The 21029-nt window shown below is 41.9% G+C and carries 23 protein-coding genes and 1 pseudogene; 14 read left to right on the forward strand and 10 right to left on the reverse strand.

Features of this window, described 5'->3' with window-relative positions:
• Nucleotides 1-18 precede the first annotated feature (18 nt).
• The 7 genes from ABM313_RS12225 to ABM313_RS12255 all read right to left on the reverse strand — a co-directional run bounded on the left by ABM313_RS12225 (nucleotide 19) and on the right by ABM313_RS12255 (nucleotide 9031).
• Complete coding sequence (locus ABM313_RS12225) at nucleotides 19-1143, reverse strand: alginate O-acetyltransferase AlgX-related protein (protein WP_434683485.1); 1125 nt, start codon at nucleotides 1141-1143, stop codon at nucleotides 19-21.
• A gap of 88 nt (nucleotides 1144-1231) precedes the next feature.
• On the reverse strand, nucleotides 1232-2695 hold the full coding sequence (locus ABM313_RS12230) for an MBOAT family O-acyltransferase (protein ID WP_434683486.1): 1464 nt from the start codon (nucleotides 2693-2695) through the stop codon (nucleotides 1232-1234).
• Nucleotides 2692-3477, reverse strand: coding sequence for a cell division topological specificity factor MinE (gene minE, locus ABM313_RS12235; RefSeq protein WP_434683488.1), 786 nt, complete (start codon nucleotides 3475-3477; stop codon nucleotides 2692-2694). Before minE ends, ABM313_RS12230 begins: the two co-directional genes overlap by 4 nt.
• Nucleotides 3478-3485: 8 nt before the next feature.
• Nucleotides 3486-4289: a septum site-determining protein MinD gene (minD, locus tag ABM313_RS12240; protein WP_094536334.1), complete on the reverse strand. Its 804-nt coding sequence runs from the start codon at nucleotides 4287-4289 to the stop codon at nucleotides 3486-3488.
• Between the two features lie 2 nt (nucleotides 4290-4291).
• Nucleotides 4292-5380, reverse strand: coding sequence for a septum site-determining protein MinC (minC, locus tag ABM313_RS12245; protein ID WP_434683489.1), 1089 nt, complete (start codon nucleotides 5378-5380; stop codon nucleotides 4292-4294).
• Nucleotides 5381-5471: 91 nt separating this feature from the next.
• Nucleotides 5472-7964, reverse strand: a complete 2493-nt coding sequence (locus ABM313_RS12250) for an ATP-dependent Clp protease ATP-binding subunit (protein WP_434683490.1) — start codon at nucleotides 7962-7964, stop codon at nucleotides 5472-5474.
• Between the two features lie 509 nt (nucleotides 7965-8473).
• Nucleotides 8474-9031, reverse strand: a complete 558-nt coding sequence (locus tag ABM313_RS12255) for a heat-shock protein (protein ID WP_434683491.1) — start codon at nucleotides 9029-9031, stop codon at nucleotides 8474-8476.
• A gap of 115 nt (nucleotides 9032-9146) precedes the next feature.
• Between ABM313_RS12255 and ABM313_RS12260 the strand changes: the two genes are divergently transcribed.
• The 4 genes and pseudogenes from ABM313_RS12260 to ABM313_RS12275 all read left to right on the forward strand — a co-directional run bounded on the left by ABM313_RS12260 (nucleotide 9147) and on the right by ABM313_RS12275 (nucleotide 10600).
• Nucleotides 9147-9227 carry a DUF2283 domain-containing protein gene (locus tag ABM313_RS12260; RefSeq protein ID WP_434688458.1) on the forward strand — a complete coding sequence of 27 codons (81 nt, stop codon included), beginning with the start codon at nucleotides 9147-9149 and terminating at the stop codon, nucleotides 9225-9227.
• 82 nt (nucleotides 9228-9309) lie between these two features.
• Complete coding sequence (locus ABM313_RS12265) at nucleotides 9310-9975, forward strand: hypothetical protein (protein ID WP_434683492.1); 666 nt, start codon at nucleotides 9310-9312, stop codon at nucleotides 9973-9975.
• A gap of 105 nt (nucleotides 9976-10080) precedes the next feature.
• Nucleotides 10081-10359 (forward strand): annotated as a pseudogene (locus ABM313_RS12270) (BrnT family toxin).
• On the forward strand, nucleotides 10322-10600 hold the full coding sequence (locus ABM313_RS12275; protein WP_434683493.1) for a BrnA antitoxin family protein: 279 nt from the start codon (nucleotides 10322-10324) through the stop codon (nucleotides 10598-10600). The pseudogene ABM313_RS12270 and the gene ABM313_RS12275 overlap by 38 nt, the downstream one beginning before the upstream one ends.
• 85 nt (nucleotides 10601-10685) lie before the next feature.
• Here the strand turns inward: ABM313_RS12275 and ABM313_RS12280 are convergent, their stop codons facing one another.
• The gene (locus ABM313_RS12280; protein WP_434683494.1) at nucleotides 10686-11588 is read right to left on the reverse strand and encodes a sulfite exporter TauE/SafE family protein; all 903 of its coding nucleotides are present in this window, start codon (nucleotides 11586-11588) and stop codon (nucleotides 10686-10688) included.
• Nucleotides 11589-11850: 262 nt separating this feature from the next.
• On the opposite strand from ABM313_RS12280, the gene rimI reads away from it, so the two are divergent.
• The 3 genes from rimI (at nucleotide 11851) to ABM313_RS12295 (ending at nucleotide 14483) form a co-directional block, all read left to right on the forward strand.
• Nucleotides 11851-12390: a ribosomal protein S18-alanine N-acetyltransferase gene (gene rimI, locus ABM313_RS12285; protein WP_434683495.1), complete on the forward strand. Its 540-nt coding sequence runs from the start codon at nucleotides 11851-11853 to the stop codon at nucleotides 12388-12390.
• Between the two features lie 182 nt (nucleotides 12391-12572).
• Nucleotides 12573-13160 carry a hypothetical protein gene (locus ABM313_RS12290; protein WP_434683496.1) on the forward strand — a complete coding sequence of 196 codons (588 nt, stop codon included), beginning with the start codon at nucleotides 12573-12575 and terminating at the stop codon, nucleotides 13158-13160.
• A gap of 39 nt (nucleotides 13161-13199) precedes the next feature.
• Nucleotides 13200-14483, forward strand: a complete 1284-nt coding sequence (locus ABM313_RS12295) for a peptidoglycan-binding domain-containing protein (protein ID WP_434683497.1) — start codon at nucleotides 13200-13202, stop codon at nucleotides 14481-14483.
• Between the two features lie 45 nt (nucleotides 14484-14528).
• On the opposite strand, the gene ABM313_RS12300 is transcribed toward ABM313_RS12295, so the two are convergent.
• Both ABM313_RS12300 and ABM313_RS12305 read right to left on the reverse strand, forming a co-directional pair.
• A complete protein-coding gene (locus ABM313_RS12300) occupies nucleotides 14529-15107 on the reverse strand; it encodes an L-threonylcarbamoyladenylate synthase (protein WP_434683498.1) in 579 nt (192 codons plus the stop codon).
• 76 nt (nucleotides 15108-15183) lie between these two features.
• On the reverse strand, nucleotides 15184-15759 hold the full coding sequence (locus ABM313_RS12305; protein ID WP_434683499.1) for a DUF2854 domain-containing protein: 576 nt from the start codon (nucleotides 15757-15759) through the stop codon (nucleotides 15184-15186).
• Between the two features lie 427 nt (nucleotides 15760-16186).
• On the opposite strand from ABM313_RS12305, the gene rpoD reads away from it, so the two are divergent.
• From rpoD to ABM313_RS12340, 7 genes are all read left to right on the forward strand, one after another.
• Complete coding sequence (gene rpoD / locus ABM313_RS12310) at nucleotides 16187-17374, forward strand: RNA polymerase sigma factor RpoD (RefSeq protein WP_434683501.1); 1188 nt, start codon at nucleotides 16187-16189, stop codon at nucleotides 17372-17374.
• A 120-nt stretch (nucleotides 17375-17494) separates the two neighbouring features.
• On the forward strand, nucleotides 17495-17635 hold the full coding sequence (gene rpmH / locus ABM313_RS12315) for a 50S ribosomal protein L34 (protein ID WP_094534927.1): 141 nt from the start codon (nucleotides 17495-17497) through the stop codon (nucleotides 17633-17635).
• Nucleotides 17636-17711: 76 nt separating this feature from the next.
• Nucleotides 17712-18062 carry a ribonuclease P protein component gene (gene rnpA, locus ABM313_RS12320; RefSeq protein ID WP_434683502.1) on the forward strand — a complete coding sequence of 117 codons (351 nt, stop codon included), beginning with the start codon at nucleotides 17712-17714 and terminating at the stop codon, nucleotides 18060-18062.
• Complete coding sequence (locus ABM313_RS12325; protein ID WP_434683503.1) at nucleotides 18052-18450, forward strand: PH domain-containing protein; 399 nt, start codon at nucleotides 18052-18054, stop codon at nucleotides 18448-18450. The genes rnpA and ABM313_RS12325 overlap by 11 nt, the downstream gene beginning before the upstream one ends.
• Nucleotides 18451-18552: 102 nt before the next feature.
• On the forward strand, nucleotides 18553-19860 hold the full coding sequence (yidC, locus tag ABM313_RS12330) for a membrane protein insertase YidC (protein WP_434683504.1): 1308 nt from the start codon (nucleotides 18553-18555) through the stop codon (nucleotides 19858-19860).
• An 81-nt stretch (nucleotides 19861-19941) separates the two neighbouring features.
• A complete protein-coding gene (locus ABM313_RS12335; protein WP_434683505.1) occupies nucleotides 19942-20460 on the forward strand; it encodes a protein jag in 519 nt (172 codons plus the stop codon).
• On the forward strand, nucleotides 20460-20963 hold the full coding sequence (locus tag ABM313_RS12340; RefSeq protein ID WP_434683506.1) for a YceD family protein: 504 nt from the start codon (nucleotides 20460-20462) through the stop codon (nucleotides 20961-20963). Before ABM313_RS12335 ends, ABM313_RS12340 begins: the two co-directional genes overlap by 1 nt.
• Nucleotides 20964-21029 lie beyond the last annotated feature (66 nt).

Genomic DNA, 21029 nt, shown 5'->3' on the forward strand with positions numbered 1-21029 from the left:
TGCTTCAGCACTGCCCTTTCATTTAATGAACTTTAAATGTCTCTCTACGCGGGCTTCGATCACAATATTTGGCTGATTGTATTGCTGATATTTCTTGATTAAATTGAGATCTGGCCATTCCCAAACATAAACGGTCTTAGCCAAATGCTGAGAAATATAGGGTTGCAAAGCAATAAAAAATGAATCTCTAAAAATTAATGCTCTTGGTGCATCGGTACGACAATCCGTAAAAAAGGTCGCCTTCATTTGATCTTCAGGATGTTTCTCTACAATATGTTTGTCACATATAGGTAATGGTTTGCGTAATTCAGGAACCATTTCCTTGAGGAAGTAAGAAATATTCAACATATTGGCAATATCCCCTGAGTTATACTCTGTCAACTTAAAATCCTGCCAAGAGTAATTCATGGGATCAAAATTTGGATAAAACTTTTGAATTGCTTGGAGAATTTCATACTGGGCGATCGCTGCGCCAAAGTCATTCCAGTGGGTATCAGTTTTATAAAATAGTTGTCCTTGTTGCTTAGCTTGGAGCAACGCAGGTCTCAAATCTAGGACTGGCACTTCTGAATCCTTCATATAATCTATCAGTTGATCAAGGCGGGTTTGCGTCCCAACTTGACGAATATATTTAGGCATATATTCTGGATAAATAGAATATTTGTCAGGAATAACTATAAAAAGATAGAGAATACCCTGTTGTTTTAACCATGCATGTTTTTCTTCTAGTCCAACTTTCCAACTCCTAAGTTCCTCTAGTGTCAATGGATCATTTCGCCGATAATCCTCAAGACTATTACCCTCCGCAGGATTAACATAAAATAACCAATTCTCTAACCCAATTAGCACTTTAGGATTAGAGGAGCTTTTCAAGAGGATGCTATAGAGTGAATAAAACTGAGTGAGTTGATCGCGTAAACCGAAATGGTCATTAAAGAATAATTCAAACTGTGATGGAAATTTAGTTAATGCTTTTTGACTCCATTCTAATTTAGGAAAATCGGCAAGCTTACGTTTTTCTGTAAGCGATTCTTTACGGTTATGGGTTAAAACTAAAGGCAAAAACAGACCAATGATAAAAGTTACAATCAATAGATTGTCAAATGTCCGAGACACTTTGTTTTTGTGATGTTCTGTCTGCATAGAGCAATCTGTCTAGAGATTTGTAGAATAGCTTTTGTTGATTAGTGATGGCGCGGCAAAGCCGCGCCATCACTAATTTGGTTTTTTATTAAAAGCGATAATAGATAAACGGATTATAAGTTCCTGCGGCTAAACTAGCGCTGGACAGTAGAAATAAACTCAATAAAAGAGAATAATACCCACCATACAGCACAGGCTGAAGTTGACTAAATTGAGGAGAAATAATTTTGGTTTGTAATTGTTTTACAAACCAATTAGCTATTGGCGTTGCTAATATACAGCCGATGATTAAGTTGAATAGAGTTTTGAGATCAAAATAGAGCAGTGTAAAGTATTCGACCCCATCAGCATTGGTAACACCAATCATACTTCCTAAATATTGGATTGCATGGCTCACAGATTCTGAACGAAAGAATACCCATCCAATCATTACCAGTAATAACGTGTATAGATGTCTAAGTGGCTGCCATAAGCGATCGAGATATTTATGCCATCCCATTCTCTCAATTACCAAATAAGCTCCGTGCAAGGCTCCCCAAATGACAAAGTTCCAACTCGCACCATGCCATAGCCCACATAGTAGAAACACTATCCACAAATTGAAATATGTCCTCAGTGCAGAGCCACGATTGCCGCCCAAAGGAATATATAGATAATCACGAAACCAAGTTGATAGAGAAATATGCCATCTGCGCCAAAAATCCCGAATAGATTGAGCTATGTAGGGATAATTAAAATTCTCTAGAAATTCAAATCCAAAAAGTCGCCCTAATCCGATCGCCATGTCGGAATATCCAGAGAAATCAAAATAAACCTGCAATGTATAGCAGATAATCCCTAACCAAGCCATACCTGTTGTAACTTCACTGACTGGGACAGCAAAGATTTTGTCAGCGACTTCTCCTAATGGATTGGCAAGCATCGTCTTTTTCGCTAACCCAAAAATAAATCGCTGAATTCCTGCCGAAAATTGTGGTCTAGTGACAGTTCGCGACACAATTTGCTTAGCAACATCATGGTAACGAACAATCGGTCCCGCAATAAGTTGGGGAAATAGACTCACGTATAGTCCACAATTAATCGGATTTAACTGCACATCGGTTTCTTGACGATAAACATCAATCACGTAGGACATCGCTTGAAAAGTAAAAAAGGAGATCCCTATCGGTAATGGAACTTGAGAATAGGCGATCGCAGGAATTGAAAGATTGTGAAGAACTAAGTTGAGATTGTTAATAAAAAAATTCGCATATTTAAAGCAGAATAGTATTCCTAGATTAATAACGATTGAAATTAATACTATTTCTTTCTCTTTGATGAATACAATCAGTTTTTGACGCTGAAAATGTAATAGTAGCCCTGATATATAATTCAGCAATATAGAAGCAATCATGAGGAACACATAAACAGGTTCTCCCCATGCATAAAAGATCAAGCTCATAATCAACAAAAAAATATTCCGTAGATACAGTAACTTTGAGCTAATCAGGAAATATCCTGCTAAGGTGAGCGGTAAAAATAGAAATAGAAACAGAGCTGATGCAAAAATCATATTTCGCGATCATCACACTCTTGCTCTTGGTTGTAAAGTTTGGTAGATTCTTCAACTACTACTTCTTGAGATTCTAGAGAATCAGGCAAACCTAAAGACAACTCCAACTGATCACTTGACTGCTCACTAAGTTCTTCTAATTCTTCATGCTGATCATTGACAGAGCTCACTAATTCAACGTCAGAATTAGCTGCCTCAGAATTTTCCGCAATATCCACAATGACAGTTTCATTTTGGGGTATATCAGCTTCTACTACAGTGCGATCGCTGATTTCCCCATTTTGAGATTTATTTGCAGCAGTTCTGATTTTACTAGTAACTTCGATCGTCCGTTCTGCAATTACCGCAAGACTCTCAGGAGAAATATCCTCTATGGGCGATTTTGTGGGTTCTTTTGCAGCGATCGCATCAAGGGCATCTTCAGCAGATTGATCCATTTCTAAAGCTAAGGATTCCGAATTATCTGATGTAACTACTTCTTCAGTGGGTTCATCAAAAAGACTTACCAGATCTGGTAGCTCTTCACGTACCATCCTGATTGGTAAATTGGCAATCAAAGCCGTCATCCGCTTATCAGACTCTAGGCGGATGTCTAATGTATTTTCATCAAGCTCCACATATTTAGAAACTACGCGCATAATCTCATGGCGCATATTTTCAAATACCTGTGGCTCGATCGCCGCACGATCATGGGCAAGGATGAATTTCAAACGCTGCTTGACTTTAGCCCCGCTAGGGACGTTACTTCTTTGAAATAGGCGATCGAGCAGTGTTGAAATCATCTCAAACCTCAGGAGTTCCCACTAATCCAGCTTGACAGACGTGCCAAAAATCCTTTAGGAGGAGCTTCGAGTTGTAAAAACTCAATATTTTTTCCCTCAAGACGTTTTGCCACATTTTCATAGGCTGTGCCAGCCAGCGATGGTTTATCTGACAACACCAATGGTTCCCCTTTATTAGTAGAAACGATCACCTGTTCGTCATCAGGAATTACGCCAATTAATTTAACTGACAAAATATCTAGTACATCTTCGACACTCATCATGTCGTTGTTTTTTACCATTGCTGGGCGAATACGGTTCAAAATTAATTTAATATCCGTAATTCGATTTGCTTCTAGTAAACCAACCACGCGATCGGCATCCCGTACTGCCGAAATTTCGGGAGTCGTTACCACGATCGCTTCTTTTGCCCCAGCGATCGCATTTTGAAATCCTGATTCAATACCCGCAGGACAATCAATTAAAACATAATCAAAATATCGACCCAAAACTTCAACTAGCGCCTTCATATGGGCAGCCGTAATTGCAGTTTTATTGCGCGTTTGGGGAGCTGCTAATAAAGACAGATTGGGCTGACGCTTATCTTTAACTAGGGCTTGGTCGAGTTTACATTCTCGCGCAATCACTTCTAAAGCTGTGTATACAATGCGATTTTCTAATCCCAATAAAAGATCGAGATTGCGTAAGCCAAAGTCAGCATCCACCAAAACCACTTTGCGTCCTAGTTTGGCGAGCGCCATGCCGAGATTTGCAGAAGATGTGGTCTTGCCGACACCACCTTTACCAGAGGTAACAACGATAATGCGACTCATGTTTACGAATTACTGATTAGCGAGGGATAGTTTAGCGAAGAGTGGTTAAATGCTGAAAAATCAACAACTTGGACAATTTTAATCGCAGGTGTACCTTGCGTACTTACAAATGCGACTTCGGGGCAGAAAGAAGTACTTGGACTCTCAACACGGGCGATAAAACTTGCAATCCTAACTTGGGTTGCATCTAGGTGTAAAGCCATGACTACTGCTTGGGCATTGCCTTTAGCACCTGCATGAGCCATGCCTTTGAGCTTACCGCACACAATAATATCGCCTTCAGAAATTAGTTCTGCACCAGCATTGACATCACCGAAGACAATAATACTGCCAGAGTGCCGAATTTCTGTACCAGATCTTACGGTCATCTTAATGTATAGCGGATCATCTGTCGGTGCGTTAGGAATTGGATTAAATCCTAGCAGTTCGCGAAAGATAGTCCCTTGCTCTACGCAGAAGCCCATGCTAGCAGCATTAACCGCAGTTTGGCGGCGATTAGTGACTATACAATGTAGCAAAAGTTGATAGTTTTGCAATGCCTCAGATAATTCTTGGAGTTGGCGGGTATCCAATAGGCGATCGCCTGATTGTAAATACACTTGCGTACGTGGTTTCCAGTCATGACCACTCGCCGCCATGCGTTGCTCTAGCTGAGAAAGTATTTCTTCCCAAGTCAAGGTTAGCAATGAAGTCTCAGAATTATTGAACTGATTGTTATCCAGCCCAATTGCTGGAATTTCGCCATTATCATTTGATTTATTAAATGGCAACTTGATCTTTTTGTCAGTTGGTAACAACAGATTCAGTTTGCCATCAAGGGTCTTAAAACGAACTTGCGAGATTTCAGGATCAGGTTCTGGAGCAGTCTGAGTTTTTTTTGTAGGCGGTGTCGGAATTGGTTTAAGTTCACCACCCTCAACATCTGCGATCGTCAGAGGAGCAGGCACATTCCCAACATACTCCTCATTCTGGTCATCCACGATGATGACTTCAGGCATCTCCGCAGATGACAAATCCCCTGCAACCGACTGTACTTTCGTAGGAGGCAGAGGATTAGATTTCACGGCAATATTACGCTGGTTGGCATTCATGAAGCTTGTTTTAAATTTAGCGCTACGCAAGTTACCTACATCCAGATAAATGCAAGCCCTGCGCTTAGCGTAGGGCTTGCATTTATCAATCTTAAGCTGATGGCAGCAACTGAAGGTTATTTTCAGAGCCGCTTAAAGCTTCTTGTTCGATCACTTTAACCTTGCCATCGTCATCGACATCTACCTGCACCGATGCACCTTCACGGACTTTGCCCGTCAAGATCTCTTCAGCAAGGGAATCTTCGAGCAAGCGCATGATCGCTCGACGTAATGGACGTGCACCGTAGCTAGGGTTATAGCCTTCTTGGACTAACAGATCCTTAAAACGCTCAGTCACGGTCAGAACAATGTTCTTATCGAGCATCCGCTTGAAGAATTCGTTGAGCATGAGATCGGCGATCTCCTTGACTTCAGGCTTGGTCAACTGACGGAAGACGATGATTTCATCAAGACGGTTGAGGAACTCTGGACGGAAGTACTGCTTAAGTTCTTCGTTAACTAGGGAGCGAATGCGGGTATAGAGTGCATCCTCTTGGCTAGCAGCGAAGTCAAAGCCGAGTCCACCACCACCCTTTTCAATGACCTTAGAACCAACGTTAGAGGTCATGATCAGCAAGGTGTTCTTGAAGTCAACGGTGCGACCCTTCGAGTCAGTCAAGCGTCCATCTTCAAGGACTTGTAAGAGCAAGTTGAAGACATCGGGGTGAGCTTTTTCGATTTCGTCGAATAGTACGACGGTGTAGGGACGACGACGGACGGCTTCAGTAAGCTGACCACCTTCGTTGTAGCCGACATAACCAGGAGGTGAACCGATCAGCTTGGATACGGTGTGACGCTCCATGTATTCGGACATATCAAGGCGAATCATCGCTTCTTCAGAACCGAAGAAGTAGGATGCAAGTGCCTTAGTTAGCTCGGTCTTACCAACGCCTGTAGGTCCAGAGAAGATAAAGCTGGCGATCGGACGGTTAGGACTCTTCAGACCAACACGGGCGCGACGAATGGCGCGAGAAATCGCTTTCACCGCTTCATCCTGACCGATTACGCGGCTATGCAGGGTTTCTTCCATCTGCATGAGCTTGACGGACTCGGATTCGGTGATCTTAAGGACGGGTACGCCAGTCCAAGAACTGACGATGTAAGCGATGTCCTCTTCGGTAACCCGAATTTCAGGAGCATCCTCGGTGGGAGTTGCTTCGGTTTTCTTAGTTTGGCTAAGAGCACGAATTTGTTGCTTGAGGTCGATCTCCTTATCACGCAACTCGGCAGCCTTGTCAAAGTCTTGCTTGCGAACCGCATCATCCTTATCTTTGAGGGTTTGACGCAATTCTTTGTCAAGTTCTTTGGCGGCAGGGGGCAACTGCGAGTTAATCAAGCGCACACGAGATCCAGCTTCATCGATCAAGTCGATCGCTTTGTCGGGTAAGAAGCGATCGCTGATGTAGCGATCAGACAATCTCGCAGCCGCGACTAGGGCTTCGTCGTCGATCTTGAGCTTGTGGTGTTCTTCGTAACGCTGACGCAAACCGATCAAGATTTCGATGGTTTCTTCAACGCTAGGCTCACCGACCATTACAGGCTGGAAACGACGCTCTAGGGCAGCATCACGCTCGATGTGCTTACGATATTCGTCAAGTGTAGTTGCGCCGATGCATTGCAATTCGCCACGAGCGAGGGCAGGCTTCAAGATATTCGCAGCATCGATCGCGCCTTCAGCAGCACCAGCACCAATCAAGGTATGGACTTCATCAATTACCAAGATTACGTTGCCAGCCGTGCGGATTTCTTCCATGATTTTCTTGAGGCGTTCCTCAAATTCACCACGGTATTTTGTCCCCGCTACGAGCAACCCGATATCGAGGGTGACAACCCGCTTTTCTTGCAAAATGTCGGGGATGTCACTGTTAGAGATGCGTTGCGCTAAACCTTCAGCGATCGCGGTTTTACCTACCCCTGGTTCACCGATCAAAACAGGGTTGTTTTTGGTGCGGCGACCGAGGATCTGGATTACTCGTTCAATTTCTTTTTCACGACCCACAACAGGATCGAGTTTGCCATCTTGGGCTAGCTGAGTCAGGTTGGAGCCGAATTCATCAAGGGTTGGCGTTTTGGTGCGTCCCGATGAGCCACCACCTGCGGATACTTCGGCAGTCTCACCGAGCATTCTGATGACTTGGGTGCGAACCTTGGAGAGATCTACGCCGAGATTTTCTAAAACTCTAGCGGCGACACCTTCGCCTTCGCGAATCAGTCCTAGCAATAAATGCTCAGTACCAATATAGTTGTGCCCCAACTGGCGGGCTTCTTCTAACGACAACTCTAGGACTCTTTTGGCGCGAGGCGTGAAAGGTATTTCAACTGCGACAAAACCAGAGCCGCGTCCGATGATTTTCTCAACCTCGATGCGGGCATCTTTGAGGTTTACACCCATGGACTTAAGTACTTTGGCGGCAACGCCAGTTCCTTCTCCGATTAGACCCAATAGGATTTGCTCTGTGCCGACAAAGTTATGACCGAGGCGGCGAGCTTCCTCTTGAGCCAGCATGATGACTTTAATTGCTTTTTCTGTAAAGCGTTCAAACATGGCGTTTCCCCATACTTTGCTGCGTTCTGGTTAAAGTTAATACTAGCACAGCATTAGCAGCATTCTGTGTGTACGGCTTTCACTCCTTTTTACCCAAATTGTTAAGATCTCTCTTAGGGATCATGTTGTCTTTTATAGGGCGTTTTAACTCAATATTTTTAGCTTTTTGTTGTCTGTGCAACCGATTAAAGAGACTCTTTACTGTACATGGATGTTAGTGTGTGACGAGACTATGCTTTCTCTCTAAACATTATGAGACTAAACTCCGATGGCTATTGCTATTGAACCAAGAAAAGAGATTGAATTTGAATTAATAATTCATCTTGCATAGCTTGATCCAAGCAAAAAAGCGTTATAATATAGTCTAAAGGATGCAGCAGACATACTTTTTAGTATGACATCCCGTTACCTTTAGGGGTTGAGGCAAGTCCAGTAAAGACGTTCTGAATACCAAAAAATATACTCAAAACATAGTTTTTGGCGAAGACTCCTTAAGGGGTCTTTGTTATTTATGGGGATGGTAGTTTTTTGTTGTTTAGTAAGTTTCTGGCTATCACAAAGAAGCCGACTTTTTTAATTTTTCCCACACCTTCATATTTTGGGTAAGCACTCTGGACGTGTAGTCTGAGCTTCTTTTCTTCTTTGAATACTGTGAATACAACAAAATAATCGATTTCATTGCCCCGTGAGTCTACAACTTTGATGATCGCAAATTTGCCGTATCCTGCATGACAAACTAACGTTGATCCCTCTCCTAAGGACTTTATGATTTTTGGTAAATATTTGGAGAGTTCATACCTTTCAAGGTTAAATGCTCTGGATTCTCTTGGTGCTTTGTAGTTCAATAACTGTAATTCTTCGCTCAAAAGGTCGTTAGAGTCTTTCGTAAAGCAGTGTAAGCCATAGGTAACAATAAACCGATATGTAAATGGATTATTTTGCTCTTTCTCGTCAATATATTCAACCCAATGAGCGTTGAGGTGAGATAGGTCGTAGACTTTGTCGTCTAATGTAAAATTTTTCCAAGCTGTAACTTCTGTTTTGACTGTTTTAAAATTTTTGCTCATCTAAACGGGATAATCAAAATGTCTAACAAGATTAACGAGGCTAATTAGTTTATCGTCTATTTTACTTTTTTATTTTTTGGGTTTAGGCATACAATAAAAAATTAGAAATACAAAAATCAGATATTTTACAGACACCGAAATCCTTTACATCGCCTTTTCTCAAAAAACACCTGCGGAAACGAGAGACTTAGATTAGAACACTGATTCTATGCTTTTGTGTAAGTCTCACCTTGTAAAAGATATAATTCTAAGACTTGGGTTACATGAAGGCTAAACCTATGGGTAGACAAGATCGTTTTGGCAAAATAAAAAGACAAGACTATCCAGAAAATGATTTTTCCTCCAAATCGTCAACATTGATATATATCAATAGCAAACCACTTGCTCTCGACTACAGATCTTCCCGACTCAAAATTAAGGGTAAATATTTTTACTTGCAAATTGAGGGCTGTTGGGTTGTTCAAATCTTTGACAAAAAAACATCCATAACGATCGCACAGATTAAAGAAACTCTTGATCGCAATGGCATAATTCTAGACTGGAAAATCCCCTTAGAGGGTAATCTCGAATTAATACATATGACTGAAATCTGGCTTGGCATAACTCCACGCAAAGACAATTCTCAAGAAAATTTGTCATTGCGACAATTCTCTCGCAATGAAATGCTTAGACGCAAAGCATTAGCAGAGGCAAGTCATGGCTTAAATAATGTTGCTGTTAAACGGAAGGTTGTCAAGATCGATTCTGATGGTTCCGTCGCTCTATCCTTTACTGAGTGGAAAGGCAATCTTGCTATGCACCAAAAAAATCGTAGACCGAGGAAAGCAAAGCAAGCCAAAGCTGCAATAGCAAATGTTGAGATTACTCGAGAAACTACCTCTAAGAAAAATCAGGAAACAGGAAAGATTGCTATTACAACTTCTCAGAAAATTATCTGTTTTTAAAATCCTTATCAGGTTTGCGAGTGTTTTGGATAGGCGATCGCCTTATTTTGATTTTTGATGAATAGGCGATAATGAAAGCAATTAGTTTAATCAGCTATAACCTTCATGCAGTTTGAGTGGGACGAAACAAAAAATCTGGAAAACATTCGTAAACATGAGATTGACTTTGCAGATGTTCTCTCAATGTTTGATGGTGAAATGCTGATTGAGCTAGATGACCGCTTTGATTATGGCGGAGATCGCTGATTTGGGATCGGTTTTCTCGGTCTTGCAATAGCGGTAGTAGTCTGGACAGAACGTAAAAACAACATCATCCGAATCATTTCTGCAAGAAGATCCAACCGTCATGAACAGAGAAGATTTGAACAGTACCTCTCGTACTAATTGGGCAGCATTGAAGGCAATGTCAGATGAGGATATTGACTATTCAGATATTCCGCCGCTAACAGATGAATTTTTTGAACGTGCAACTTTACGAATTCCCGTAGATCAAGCTCAAAACTTAGTCCAACTAGATCCCGATGTAAAACAATGGTTTCAGAATCAAGGAGATCAATATAAAACTCTGATTAATAGTGTGTTACGCCAATATATTGAAAACAGTAAAACTCAACAGTCTGCCTAAAGTTGTTCTAAATACTTTGATGGATAGGCGATCGCCTTATTTTGATTTTTGATAAATAGGCGATCGCCTTAAGACTTATTCCTAACTACAAGATATTTACGAACAGGCTTCTTTGTTGCCATAGCATCCATGAGCCACCGATCGCCATAAAAGCAAGAACCACTTGGCGAAACTGTTGAGGACTCATGCGACTGAGGAGATATTTGCCAATGAGATTTGCAGGTATTGCAGCTAAGCCGATCGCTAATCCTGCGACAATCTGCTCTTTAGACATCGCTGCTAACACCCCGTAGGTAATGATTTTTACGACATGGATAATTGTCATGTGAGTTGCTTTAGTGGCTAGCATTTTCTCCTTGACTAAGCCATAGCCTAGATAAAAAGGATTTAAGACGGGGCCAGTAGTGCCGACTAAACCTGATACATAAGCCTTGAGAAAACCCGCAGGCATAATGTGCCAAGCCTGAAGTTTAAATTTGGGTTTTACTTCTTTGGGAATTAATTCTGTCTTTTCAAGAGCGCTTAATTCACTTAATTCACCTAGCTGATTGATCTCGATGAGTTTTTCGATTTCTTCCAACTCCTTAGAATCATCGACCAATTTGATCTGTTTTTCCTTATCCTTGGCAACAGTTTTTTCGGGACTTTTTTCTAGTTCAAATAAAACAGCACTCACAATTAGGAAAATTGCAATCACGATTTGCAACCAATCGAGATGGATTTGCGTAAAGGTATAGGCTCCCAAAATTGCCCCTGCGATCGCCCCAGGAGCATACCAAGCTGTCAATACCCAATCAATATCCCGCCAAAACAGTAAAACTCTATGGGCATTGCCAAAAAACATGCCGATTGTGATTACAGGTGGAACGGCATTGGCTCCCATGAGGAGGTTAACTAAGGGAATTAAAATGAATGGACTGCCTCCACCTGCCAAAGTGCTAACAATCCAAGCAAAAAAGCTAACCACGCTGAGATATACAATTGGCATGAGTTCTGACATCGATCGATAATCCGTTTGTATCAGGCTATTTATAACAATTCACGAAAGTGTGACAACACTTTCGTGAATTAAAAACTAAACCTCGTAAAGGTTTTCAAGTTAAGAAAGGGCTACGCCATTTCTTAACTTGGTATAAAAATCAAACCCAGTAAGGGTTTTAAAAACAAAAAATGGCTATGCCATTTTTTGTTTTGGTATTACGGCGCGTTGTGCCGCACGTCCTAATTAAATCTTTAGATAATTACAACACATGAGCCTATCGACCCGAATCTATCTAAGTGAGATTGATCAAAATTTTTTATCGCAGCTACGGGAGATCGATTGTGCATGTCTTGGGAATTTCTGGAGTTTAGAAGCCTATCAACGCGAAATTGACAGCCCTAGCAGTCTTGTATTGGGCTTAACTACTGAAAATCATGAATTACTAGGTTTTGGCTGTTTGTGGTCAATTCTTGAAGAGGCGCATATCACAGTATTAGCCGTGCGTCCTGAGTATCAAGGTCAAGGCTTTGGTAAGTCACTGGTTTGGGGTTTACTTAAAAAAGCCCGCGATCGCCAATTAGAATGGGCAACTCTCGAAGTTCGCGAATCTAATCATGTCGCGATCGCTCTATACGAAAGTTTTGGTTTTAAGGAAATTGGTCGAAGACCGAAATATTATGAAGTGACTGGTGAAGATGCGTTGATGTTGTGGTGTAAAGGTATACATACAAAAGAGTTTGAATTACTGCTAGAGCAGAGGCATGAGTCTATATCTTTGCAATTATTAGCCAAAGGCTGGAATTTATAAAACGAGAAATTAGTGTTGCTGTGCAAAGCACAGCAACACTAATTTCTTGGTCTAGATTTGTGGTGGCACGGCTTCGTCTCACCACCACAAATCTAAAACGAAACCGCCTCTACTTATTGCTATAGAATTTAATTTAGGTTCATGAGCAATTAGGTCGCTTTAGGGTTAAAGGTCTAAAAACGATGAAAATATCCGACTGGGCAAAACAAGCTATTAGTTTGGCGATCGCGAGCTGGGGTTTTTGGAATGTGGCGATCGCAAATGCTAATGCCCAATTAGGCAATGTTGTTGTGTATATAGCTGGCAATAATCCTGTAACTCTCAATATTGCAAGGCAAGTTGTTACTAATCCTGTGGTTGCTTCGGTCAATGGTCAGACATCTATCGTTGCAGGAGCCTTTGACGCGCCGACTGCCGATTTTGTAACTAGAGAATTACAGCGTCGTGGTGTAGCTGCACAACAGGCTTATACTTCCCAGACGTTTCAGACTACTCCAACTGTTAATACTTCACCCTATGTAACATTGCCAAGTTATTTACCTACTAACAGTATTGAGAACTCGGCACAATATCGCTACGTTACCGCAGTTCCCTTGAGAACGATCACAACTTTAGATCAAGTTAGACAGTTTATTCCTAGTGCTTTTGTATCAAAGTCAGGTCGTGGGGACTATGTTTATGCTGGTGGATATCCAAATCGCGATGGTGCTGAATCTTTGAAACATTTTTTGCGATCGAAAGGACTAGATGCTCGTGTACTCTATTTCTAGATTTTGAGCCAATTACGAACTATAAACTTTGGGCTAATTATGGACTCGATATTAAGACAAGGTAGTAAGGGTAGTGCTGTTGCTGAGTTGCAGCAACTTCTCCAGAGTAAAGGATTTTATACTGGCAAAATTGACAGCGATTTTGGCGTTGGCACGACAAATGCTGTCCTAAAATTTCAAAAAGCAAATGGGTTAGTAACTGATGGCATTGTTGGTAGTTCTAGTTGGGCTAAGCTGCGTGCGGTTGTCCCGACAACTACATCTCAAGGATTGCCAACATTATTGCCAGGCTCTAAAGGCGCAGCAGTTGCTCAAGCACAACAACTACTCAAAGATAAAGGCTATTACCAAGGTCGCATTGACGGAGATTTTGGTATGGGAACGAGGGATGCGATCGCGGCATTTCAACGTGCCAATGGCTTAACCGTCGATGGCAAAGTAGGCGAACAAACATGGAAAAAATTGCAAGCTCCCGCGATCGCCGATGTCACACCTCCAGTAACCGTTGTGGAGATTGTCCGCCCACCATCGCCATCACCCACACCTGTAACTCCATCCCCCTCTCCTACACCTTCGATCTTTGTTCCTACACCAACTGGAACGCCAACTAGTACTACTACTGGTACTACTGGCAATACTAGTAATGCTCCTGTAACTTCAATTCCAACTGCAAGCGCGATTAGTCTCGTTGATGCGGCGAATAGTTATAGCCGCGCTAGATTACCCAATCAAACTGCTGCGCTTAATAATTTACAAGCAAGTGTTACCACGGAAATATTGCAGCAATTTTTTCAGCGTTGGCAAATCGCATCTGGACAAGCAACCACAGCAACATCTCTACAAGATGCTTTTAGTGGTTACAACATCGCTCAAATGCTTAATCAAAATCTTGCCCTGCAATGGTTACAAAGCCAACTCTTGCCACAGGCGATCGCCCAGTTTCGCCAAGATTGGTCAAACCTGAATGCAGGCATAGGTACAAGCACCCCATTTACCCCACAGCCCAGTCCAACTCCATCTCCCACTTCTCAGCTTCAACTGATTAATCTTACTGATGCCGTAAAAGTTTATAAACGCGATGCCAGTCAAGTTACTGCATTGGAAAATCTTCAAGCCTCTATCCCAGCCCAGACTATGCAACAGTTTTTCCAGCGTTGGTCACTTGCCTCTGAACAAACAGCGATCGCCATTTCTTTGGTTGATGTATTTCAAGACTACGACAGTCAGAAATTGCCTAGTCAAATCACTGCTTTGCAATGGCTAGAAAAAGAGCTAACCACAGCTAACCTAGAGAAATTTTCACGGGATTGGCAAACAATCTAAACAGTTCAAAAAAGATCAAAAAGGGCGCTTCGTGCCCTTTTTGATCTAAAAATTGACAGCACCTTGCCGACGTACCAACCAACCCTCCGTAGTCCATTCCACTACTGTGGAGGGCAATCCACTACCTGACTGCTCCGTAATATCAATTCCATCGCCCAAGGTAATTACTGAAGGAAAGGCATCATGAATTTCCAACATTCTGCGGTATGGGGGCTGATTACTTTTGTTGGCACTTGTGGTCAGCATTGCTCCCGTTTGCTGCAAAATGGCAATCGCCATTTTGCTATCGGGAATTCGCACACCCAAAGTTTTAAAACCTTGATTTAGCTTACAGCCGCGATCGCTAGCAGGTAAAACCAGAGTCACAGCTCCCGCGAAATATTTCTGAGCCACTTGTTCCCAAGTTTCCAGAGCAGGATGACTTGTATCTAAAAACGGTAAAAATTCTTGCCAACTCGCCGCCATCAAAATTAACGGTTTATCAAGCGATCGCTGCTTGAGCGTAAAAATATCGGCACTGCGATCAGGCCGCACCGCCAAAGCAGGCACAGTATCTGTAGGGAAACTAACTAACTTTCCAGATCTTGCACCCGCTACTAAAGCTGCTAAAGAAACTAAAGCCACTGAATCCCACTATCTCTAAAATTAACAAACCAACTACACAGAAAAGCAAAGGTGAATAGGAAAAAATAATTACTAATTACTTATCAGCTATTACCGAAATCAATTTTAAATCAACCTCCTTATTTTCCAGAGCAGCCACTACAGCCAAGACCCCAGGACCAAAAAATCGTGTTAACTTGTCTTGTTTTTGTTGCCAAGCCTCAAAATCCATCAAAGGCGATCGGAAGCGTAAAACTAGACTATAAGCTCCTTTCGTTTCTTCAGATTGAGAAATTTCTTCATAGATACCAACTAGAATAGGTCGCTCCTCATCGGTAGGACTCATGCCCACTTTTTCTAAAATTTCATCCAAGTGCGCCTTAATTCCATAACGGTAGCGAGTTACATCATTTCGCAACTGCTTTTGAGTTGGAGTCTCTTGTAACTTACGCAAAGCCAGAACAGGCTCAGATTCAGGAACAAGTACAGGTGTTGGCGTTACTTCTGACGACTTAAACGCAAATCCTCCTAATAAGATGGGAAACCCGTAGAAAAATCCGATCAGATTTAAAGTCGAATTGCCCTTGGCATAAGCCCAAAATCCAACTAAAAACAGAATTCCACCAACGTATAGACCAATTGAGGCTAGAGATATTTTATTAAGCTTAAGCATAATCAAAAATTAATAATACTTAATAAATGTATCTTTTAAACGTATCCATTTTTTGAAGATATTTTTAGCGATCAAGTGAATATAGTGACCGCAAGTTACATCGGATATAAAAACAAAAAGACTAAAGGCGGCGCTTCGCGCCGCCTTTAGTCTTTTATTCTAGGGCAAGTGGTTATGGCTATAGATTTCAAAATTCTTTTGCCAAAAAATTTTTTATAGTTGGGGTTAACATCGTTAGACTATAAATATATAAGTAGGAATTACACCGTGATAACCGAATTTAGGAATTGTAAATTGCCCCTTAGGCAGGTTTTTCATAATTCTAAGTAGCCGAAACCACCATTTTTATATTTGGCAAGCTACAATCATCTAGGTGTAATTCCCCGTAGCACAAAGTTTTAGACAGTACGGATCTGAGGAATCTGGCATGAGCAAAACAGCCATCGACCTACCTATTGAAATCAAGTTGCCTGTTGGCAAACTTGGCGGAAATCTCGAAGAAATTGAAGAAGACCTTGACGACCTAGATGATGATATCGAACTCGAAAAGGACGATTTAATTGATGACTCAGATGAAGACGCTGACATTGACGATGACCCTGACAAAGCTGGCAAGGCAAGGGGGACTAAAAAACGCGCTAGCCAGACTAAGAAAAAACATTTTACTGAAGACTCAATTCGCCTGTATCTTCAAGAAATTGGTCGTATCCGCTTACTCAGAGCCGATGAAGAAATTGAGCTAGCTCGTAAGATTGCCGATCTGCTTGAACTAGAGCTAAAGCGTGAAGAATTAGCTACTGAAGTTGATTGTCATCCTGATGATGTCAGGGAACCAGATTGGGCAATCAAAATGGGGATGCCCCTTGGGGAGTTCCGCAAACGTCTGCACTCTGGTCGCCGCGCCAAAGACAAAATGGTGCAGTCGAACTTGAGGCTTGTGGTATCGATCGCCAAAAAATACATGAATCGTGGATTGTCTTTCCAAGATTTAATTCAAGAGGGGAGTTTGGGCTTAATCCGCGCCGCCGAGAAGTTTGACCATGAAAAAGGTTATAAATTCTCGACCTATGCGACGTGGTGGATTCGTCAGGCTATTACCCGTGCGATCGCCGATCAATCTCGTACTATTCGTCTCCCAGTTCACCTTTACGAAACCATTTCCCGCATTAAGAAAACTACCAAGTTACTTTCTCAAGAAATGGGGCGCAAGCCAACCGAAGAGGAAATTGCTACCCGCATGGAGATGACGATCGAAAAGCTACGGTTTATTGCCAAATCCGCCCAGTTACCGATCTCTCTGGAAACTCCAATTGGTAAAGAAGAAGACTCTCGCCTCGGTGACTTCATTGAATCTGAAGGTGAAACTCCTGATGATCAAGTTGCTAAGAGCCTCTTACGTGAAGACCTAGAAAGTGTGCTGGGAACCCTTAGCCCCAGAGAACGCGATGTCTTAAGGTTGCGTTATGGACTTGATGACGGTCGGATGAAAACACTCGAAGAAATTGGACAAATTTTCAACGTTACTCGTGAACGCATTCGCCAAATCGAAGCTAAAGCACTCCGTAAGCTGCGTCATCCTAATCGTAATAGCGTACTCAAAGAATATATTCGCTAAAAACTAAAGGTGGTGCAAAGCGCCACCTTTAGTTTTTGAAAGCGATCGCTAAACAGGTGTTATAATTGGAAGCCTGTGAAAAAATGACATCCTTTGAAACTAAATAAGTAAGTAACGGTTATGACAAAACGTACTCTACGCGGTAGTGTCCGCAAAAAGAAGCGCACCTCTGGGTTTCGCGCCAGAATGGAAACTCCTACAGGTCGCCGAGTAATCAAAGCTCGTCGTAGCAGAGGACGGGTTCGCCTCACAACTGTATAAGCTGCTATAAGATCAGCTATTACCAGATTTAATTCACAATCGTTATTTGTACTTGATTTGCAATTGTTAATCTCTCGTGCTTCCTAACCAAAACCGTCTACGGCGGCGAGAAGACTTCGCAAAAGTGTATGCCAAAGGCGATCGCTACAGAGGCACTTACCTAAATTTGCGAATTCTTGTTGATATCAATGATCCCTCAACAAGGATAGGCATCGTTGTTAGTAAGAAAGTTAGCAAGTTGGCGGTAACCCGTAATCGATTTAAGCGTCAACTTCGCGCTATTTTTCGACAACTTCTGTCACAATTGAGAGATGGATTGCAAATAGTTGTAACAGTAACTACTGTTCAAAGCAAGCCAAGTTATCAAGAACTTTGGGATGACCTAAGGAATTTATTAGCAAAGGCGAAGGTTTTGCATGGCAGTTAATGAGGAAGTTTACTACGAAGGCGCACCTCACATTGGCGATCTAATAATTAGTTTGCTAATGAGTATTTTTGTGATCACAATCCCTTTTGGAATTGCCGCGATCGCAAGAGCATTGTGGGTAAGGTATCGCATCACTAACCGACGCATTACCGTCACAGGTGGTTGGCGAGGTCAGACCCGTACAGATATCGTGTATGCAGAAATTGCCAAGATTGTCACGGTTCCTCGTGGTTTAGGCAGTTGGGGTGACATGGTACTGACCCTCAAAGACGGTTCGCGCCTTGAACTAAAGTCTTTACCTAAATTTCGTGAAACATACGAATATATCGAATCGAAGCTAAGCCTCAAAGCGCAAGACATAAGCGGCGCGATTGGTGGCAAAGCCTAAAATATTCAAGGATCGTTCTGGATGATTAAATCTTGGGCGATCCTAATTTTCATGAGTGATATTCGTTATCATTCGGATGCAAACCCAACAGTAAAGTAGAAAATGGATTTCGGTGTAGGTTTTCTTTCCAACAACATAATGTTGCCTTTCCTAGATTTTTTCTACGGCATCGTGCCGAATTATGGATTGGCAATCATTGCATTAACGTTGGTTGTACGTTTTGTGTTGTTCCCTGTTAGTGCTAATCAGCTTCGCAGTATGCGGCGCATGAAGATCGCGAACCCTGTGATGCAACAAAGAATCAAAGAAGTTCAAGAGCGCTATAAGAGCGATCCCGCTAAGCAGCAAGAAGAGCTAGCCAAAGTCAACTCGGCAAACTTCAAAGAATTTGGCAATCCTTTGTCAGGATGTCTACCTGCACTTATTCAATTACCGATCCTGTTTGCTTTGTTTGCAACTCTCCGAGGATCGCCCTTCGCAGATATTAACTATTCTCTCAACTTTCAGATCCAAGCTCCTGAGAATGCTGCTCAAATTATTCATCAGCCTTTTACCTCTCCTAGTCAAAACGTTTACTTTGCCGATCGCGTACATTTCCCAGTTTTAGCGACGGCAGTAAATGGTACAAACTTAGCGATCGGTGAGCAATCCAAAATAGTTTTGCAAACTGCTCAAGGCAAAGATTTCAACGCTCTTGCTACTGAATATCCAGATGTAGAGCTAACTACTAAGTGGAAAGTCACTAAGGGACAAGACTTAGTTGATGTTTTAGAAGATGGCACTGTAATCGCTAAGCAAGCTGGTGATGTGACCGTTCAAGCGACAGTACCTGGACTAGCATCTAACAAAGGTTTCTTGTTTATCAAGGCACTTGGTAAAACAGGTGTAACCAATGCTGATGGCAGCATTAACTGGGATATTGTAATCATGGTTTTAGGCTTTGGTATCAGTCTATATGCCAACCAGAATATTTCTAGTGGCTCCACTCCTAAGCCTAGCAATCCGTCTCCTGAGACTTCGCAACAGGACACAATGAACAAACTCACACCAATTATTTTCTCTGGTATGTTTTTGTTTTTCCCACTGCCTTCAGGTGTCATGCTTTACATGTTGATTGCGAATATTTTCCAAACTGTACAAGCATTTATTGTTGCGAAGGAGCCGCTACCTGAAAATCTACAAAAGCTAGTAACAGTGTCAGCAAGTCCAGCAGTTTCAACTAAGACTAGTGCTAAGACAGATAGCAAAGCGATCGCCTCTAGCAAATCTGAAGCCAGTAAAATACCGCTTGATACTAAATCTAAGGCAACGGTGGTTGACGATAAGGATAAAGATAGTAAGAGTCCTACTAAGTCTGCCTTACCTTTTGAGCCTAACTCTTCTAACAAGAAAAAGAAGAAAGGTTCCTAATTAAATTGGGTGGTGCTTTGCACCACCCAATTTAATATTGAAAAAACATTTAACAGAAATTTGATCAGGCAATTAAAGTTTATGGAAGATACTTCAGCAAGTGCAAATTGGCTGCAAGAGCTTTTGAGTTTGATGGGTTATACGACATCGGTTGATATTCGTCTTGCAGAAGCATCTCCAGAACAAGTTAATGCTAGCTCTAAGAACTATTGGCTAGATATAAATGCTGACGGTTTACAGGAGCAGCAAATTCAAAGGCTGATTGGTAAAGATGGCATCGTACTTGACTCGTTACAATACTTGGCTAGCATTCTTCTGAATCTTCACTTACCTGTAGAAACACCAGATCAGAAAAATCATAATTTTTACACTGTCGAATTGAATGGCTATCGGTCAAAACGTTTAGCTGATTTGCAGTCCTTGGCAGAACAAGCAGTACAACAAGTACGTGAAACACAAACTGAGTTTGCCATTAAACAATTGTCGTCCGCCGATCGCCGCTATATTCACCAGCTTTTAGAAGATTTTCCAGATATTGAAACCCATAGTCAGGGTCGAGAACCAAATCGTCATTTGATTGTTAAATTAGTGAACAGCTAATGGAAAAGTTATACATACCTCAGATTGCCAAAGCCGTAAATGCAACTGAAGAGTTTGAATTCAAAGAGTTTATCGAAGGGCTAGAAACATTAACTCCTGTACAAGGGGTGATTAGTGTGCGTCATGTAGGTTCTTTTATCGAGGTTAGTGCTAAAGCTTCGACAATTATGACTTTGACCTGCGATCGCACATTGGTGCAATTTAACTACAGGTTGGCGATCGACAATTCTGAGATGATTTGGTTGGCTGAGCCACTCCCAGAAAGTGAATATCCTAGGGAACGAGAAATTGAAACAGGCGACTTAGTGGAGTCGCTATCTCCCTCTGGTTATTTTGACCCTGCAACGTGGCTATATGAGCAGTTATTGTTAGCGATTCCCTATCCCAAGATTGCACCTGATGCGCCTGCCCTTGAGGTGACAGATATAAATAGTCTTGATGGTTCAAAAGCTCCTATCGATAAGCGGTGGGAAATTTTAACTTCTTTAAAACTACCCGAATAATACCAAAGCCCAAAAGAAAAGTGGCGGTGCAAAGCACCGCCACTTTTCTTTTGGACTTTGGTATGA

The sequence above is a fragment of the Pseudanabaena minima str. Chao 2107 genome (genome assembly GCF_051131155.1).
In the GTDB taxonomy this organism is placed as follows: Bacteria; Cyanobacteriota; Cyanobacteriia; order Pseudanabaenales; family Pseudanabaenaceae; genus Pseudanabaena; species Pseudanabaena minima.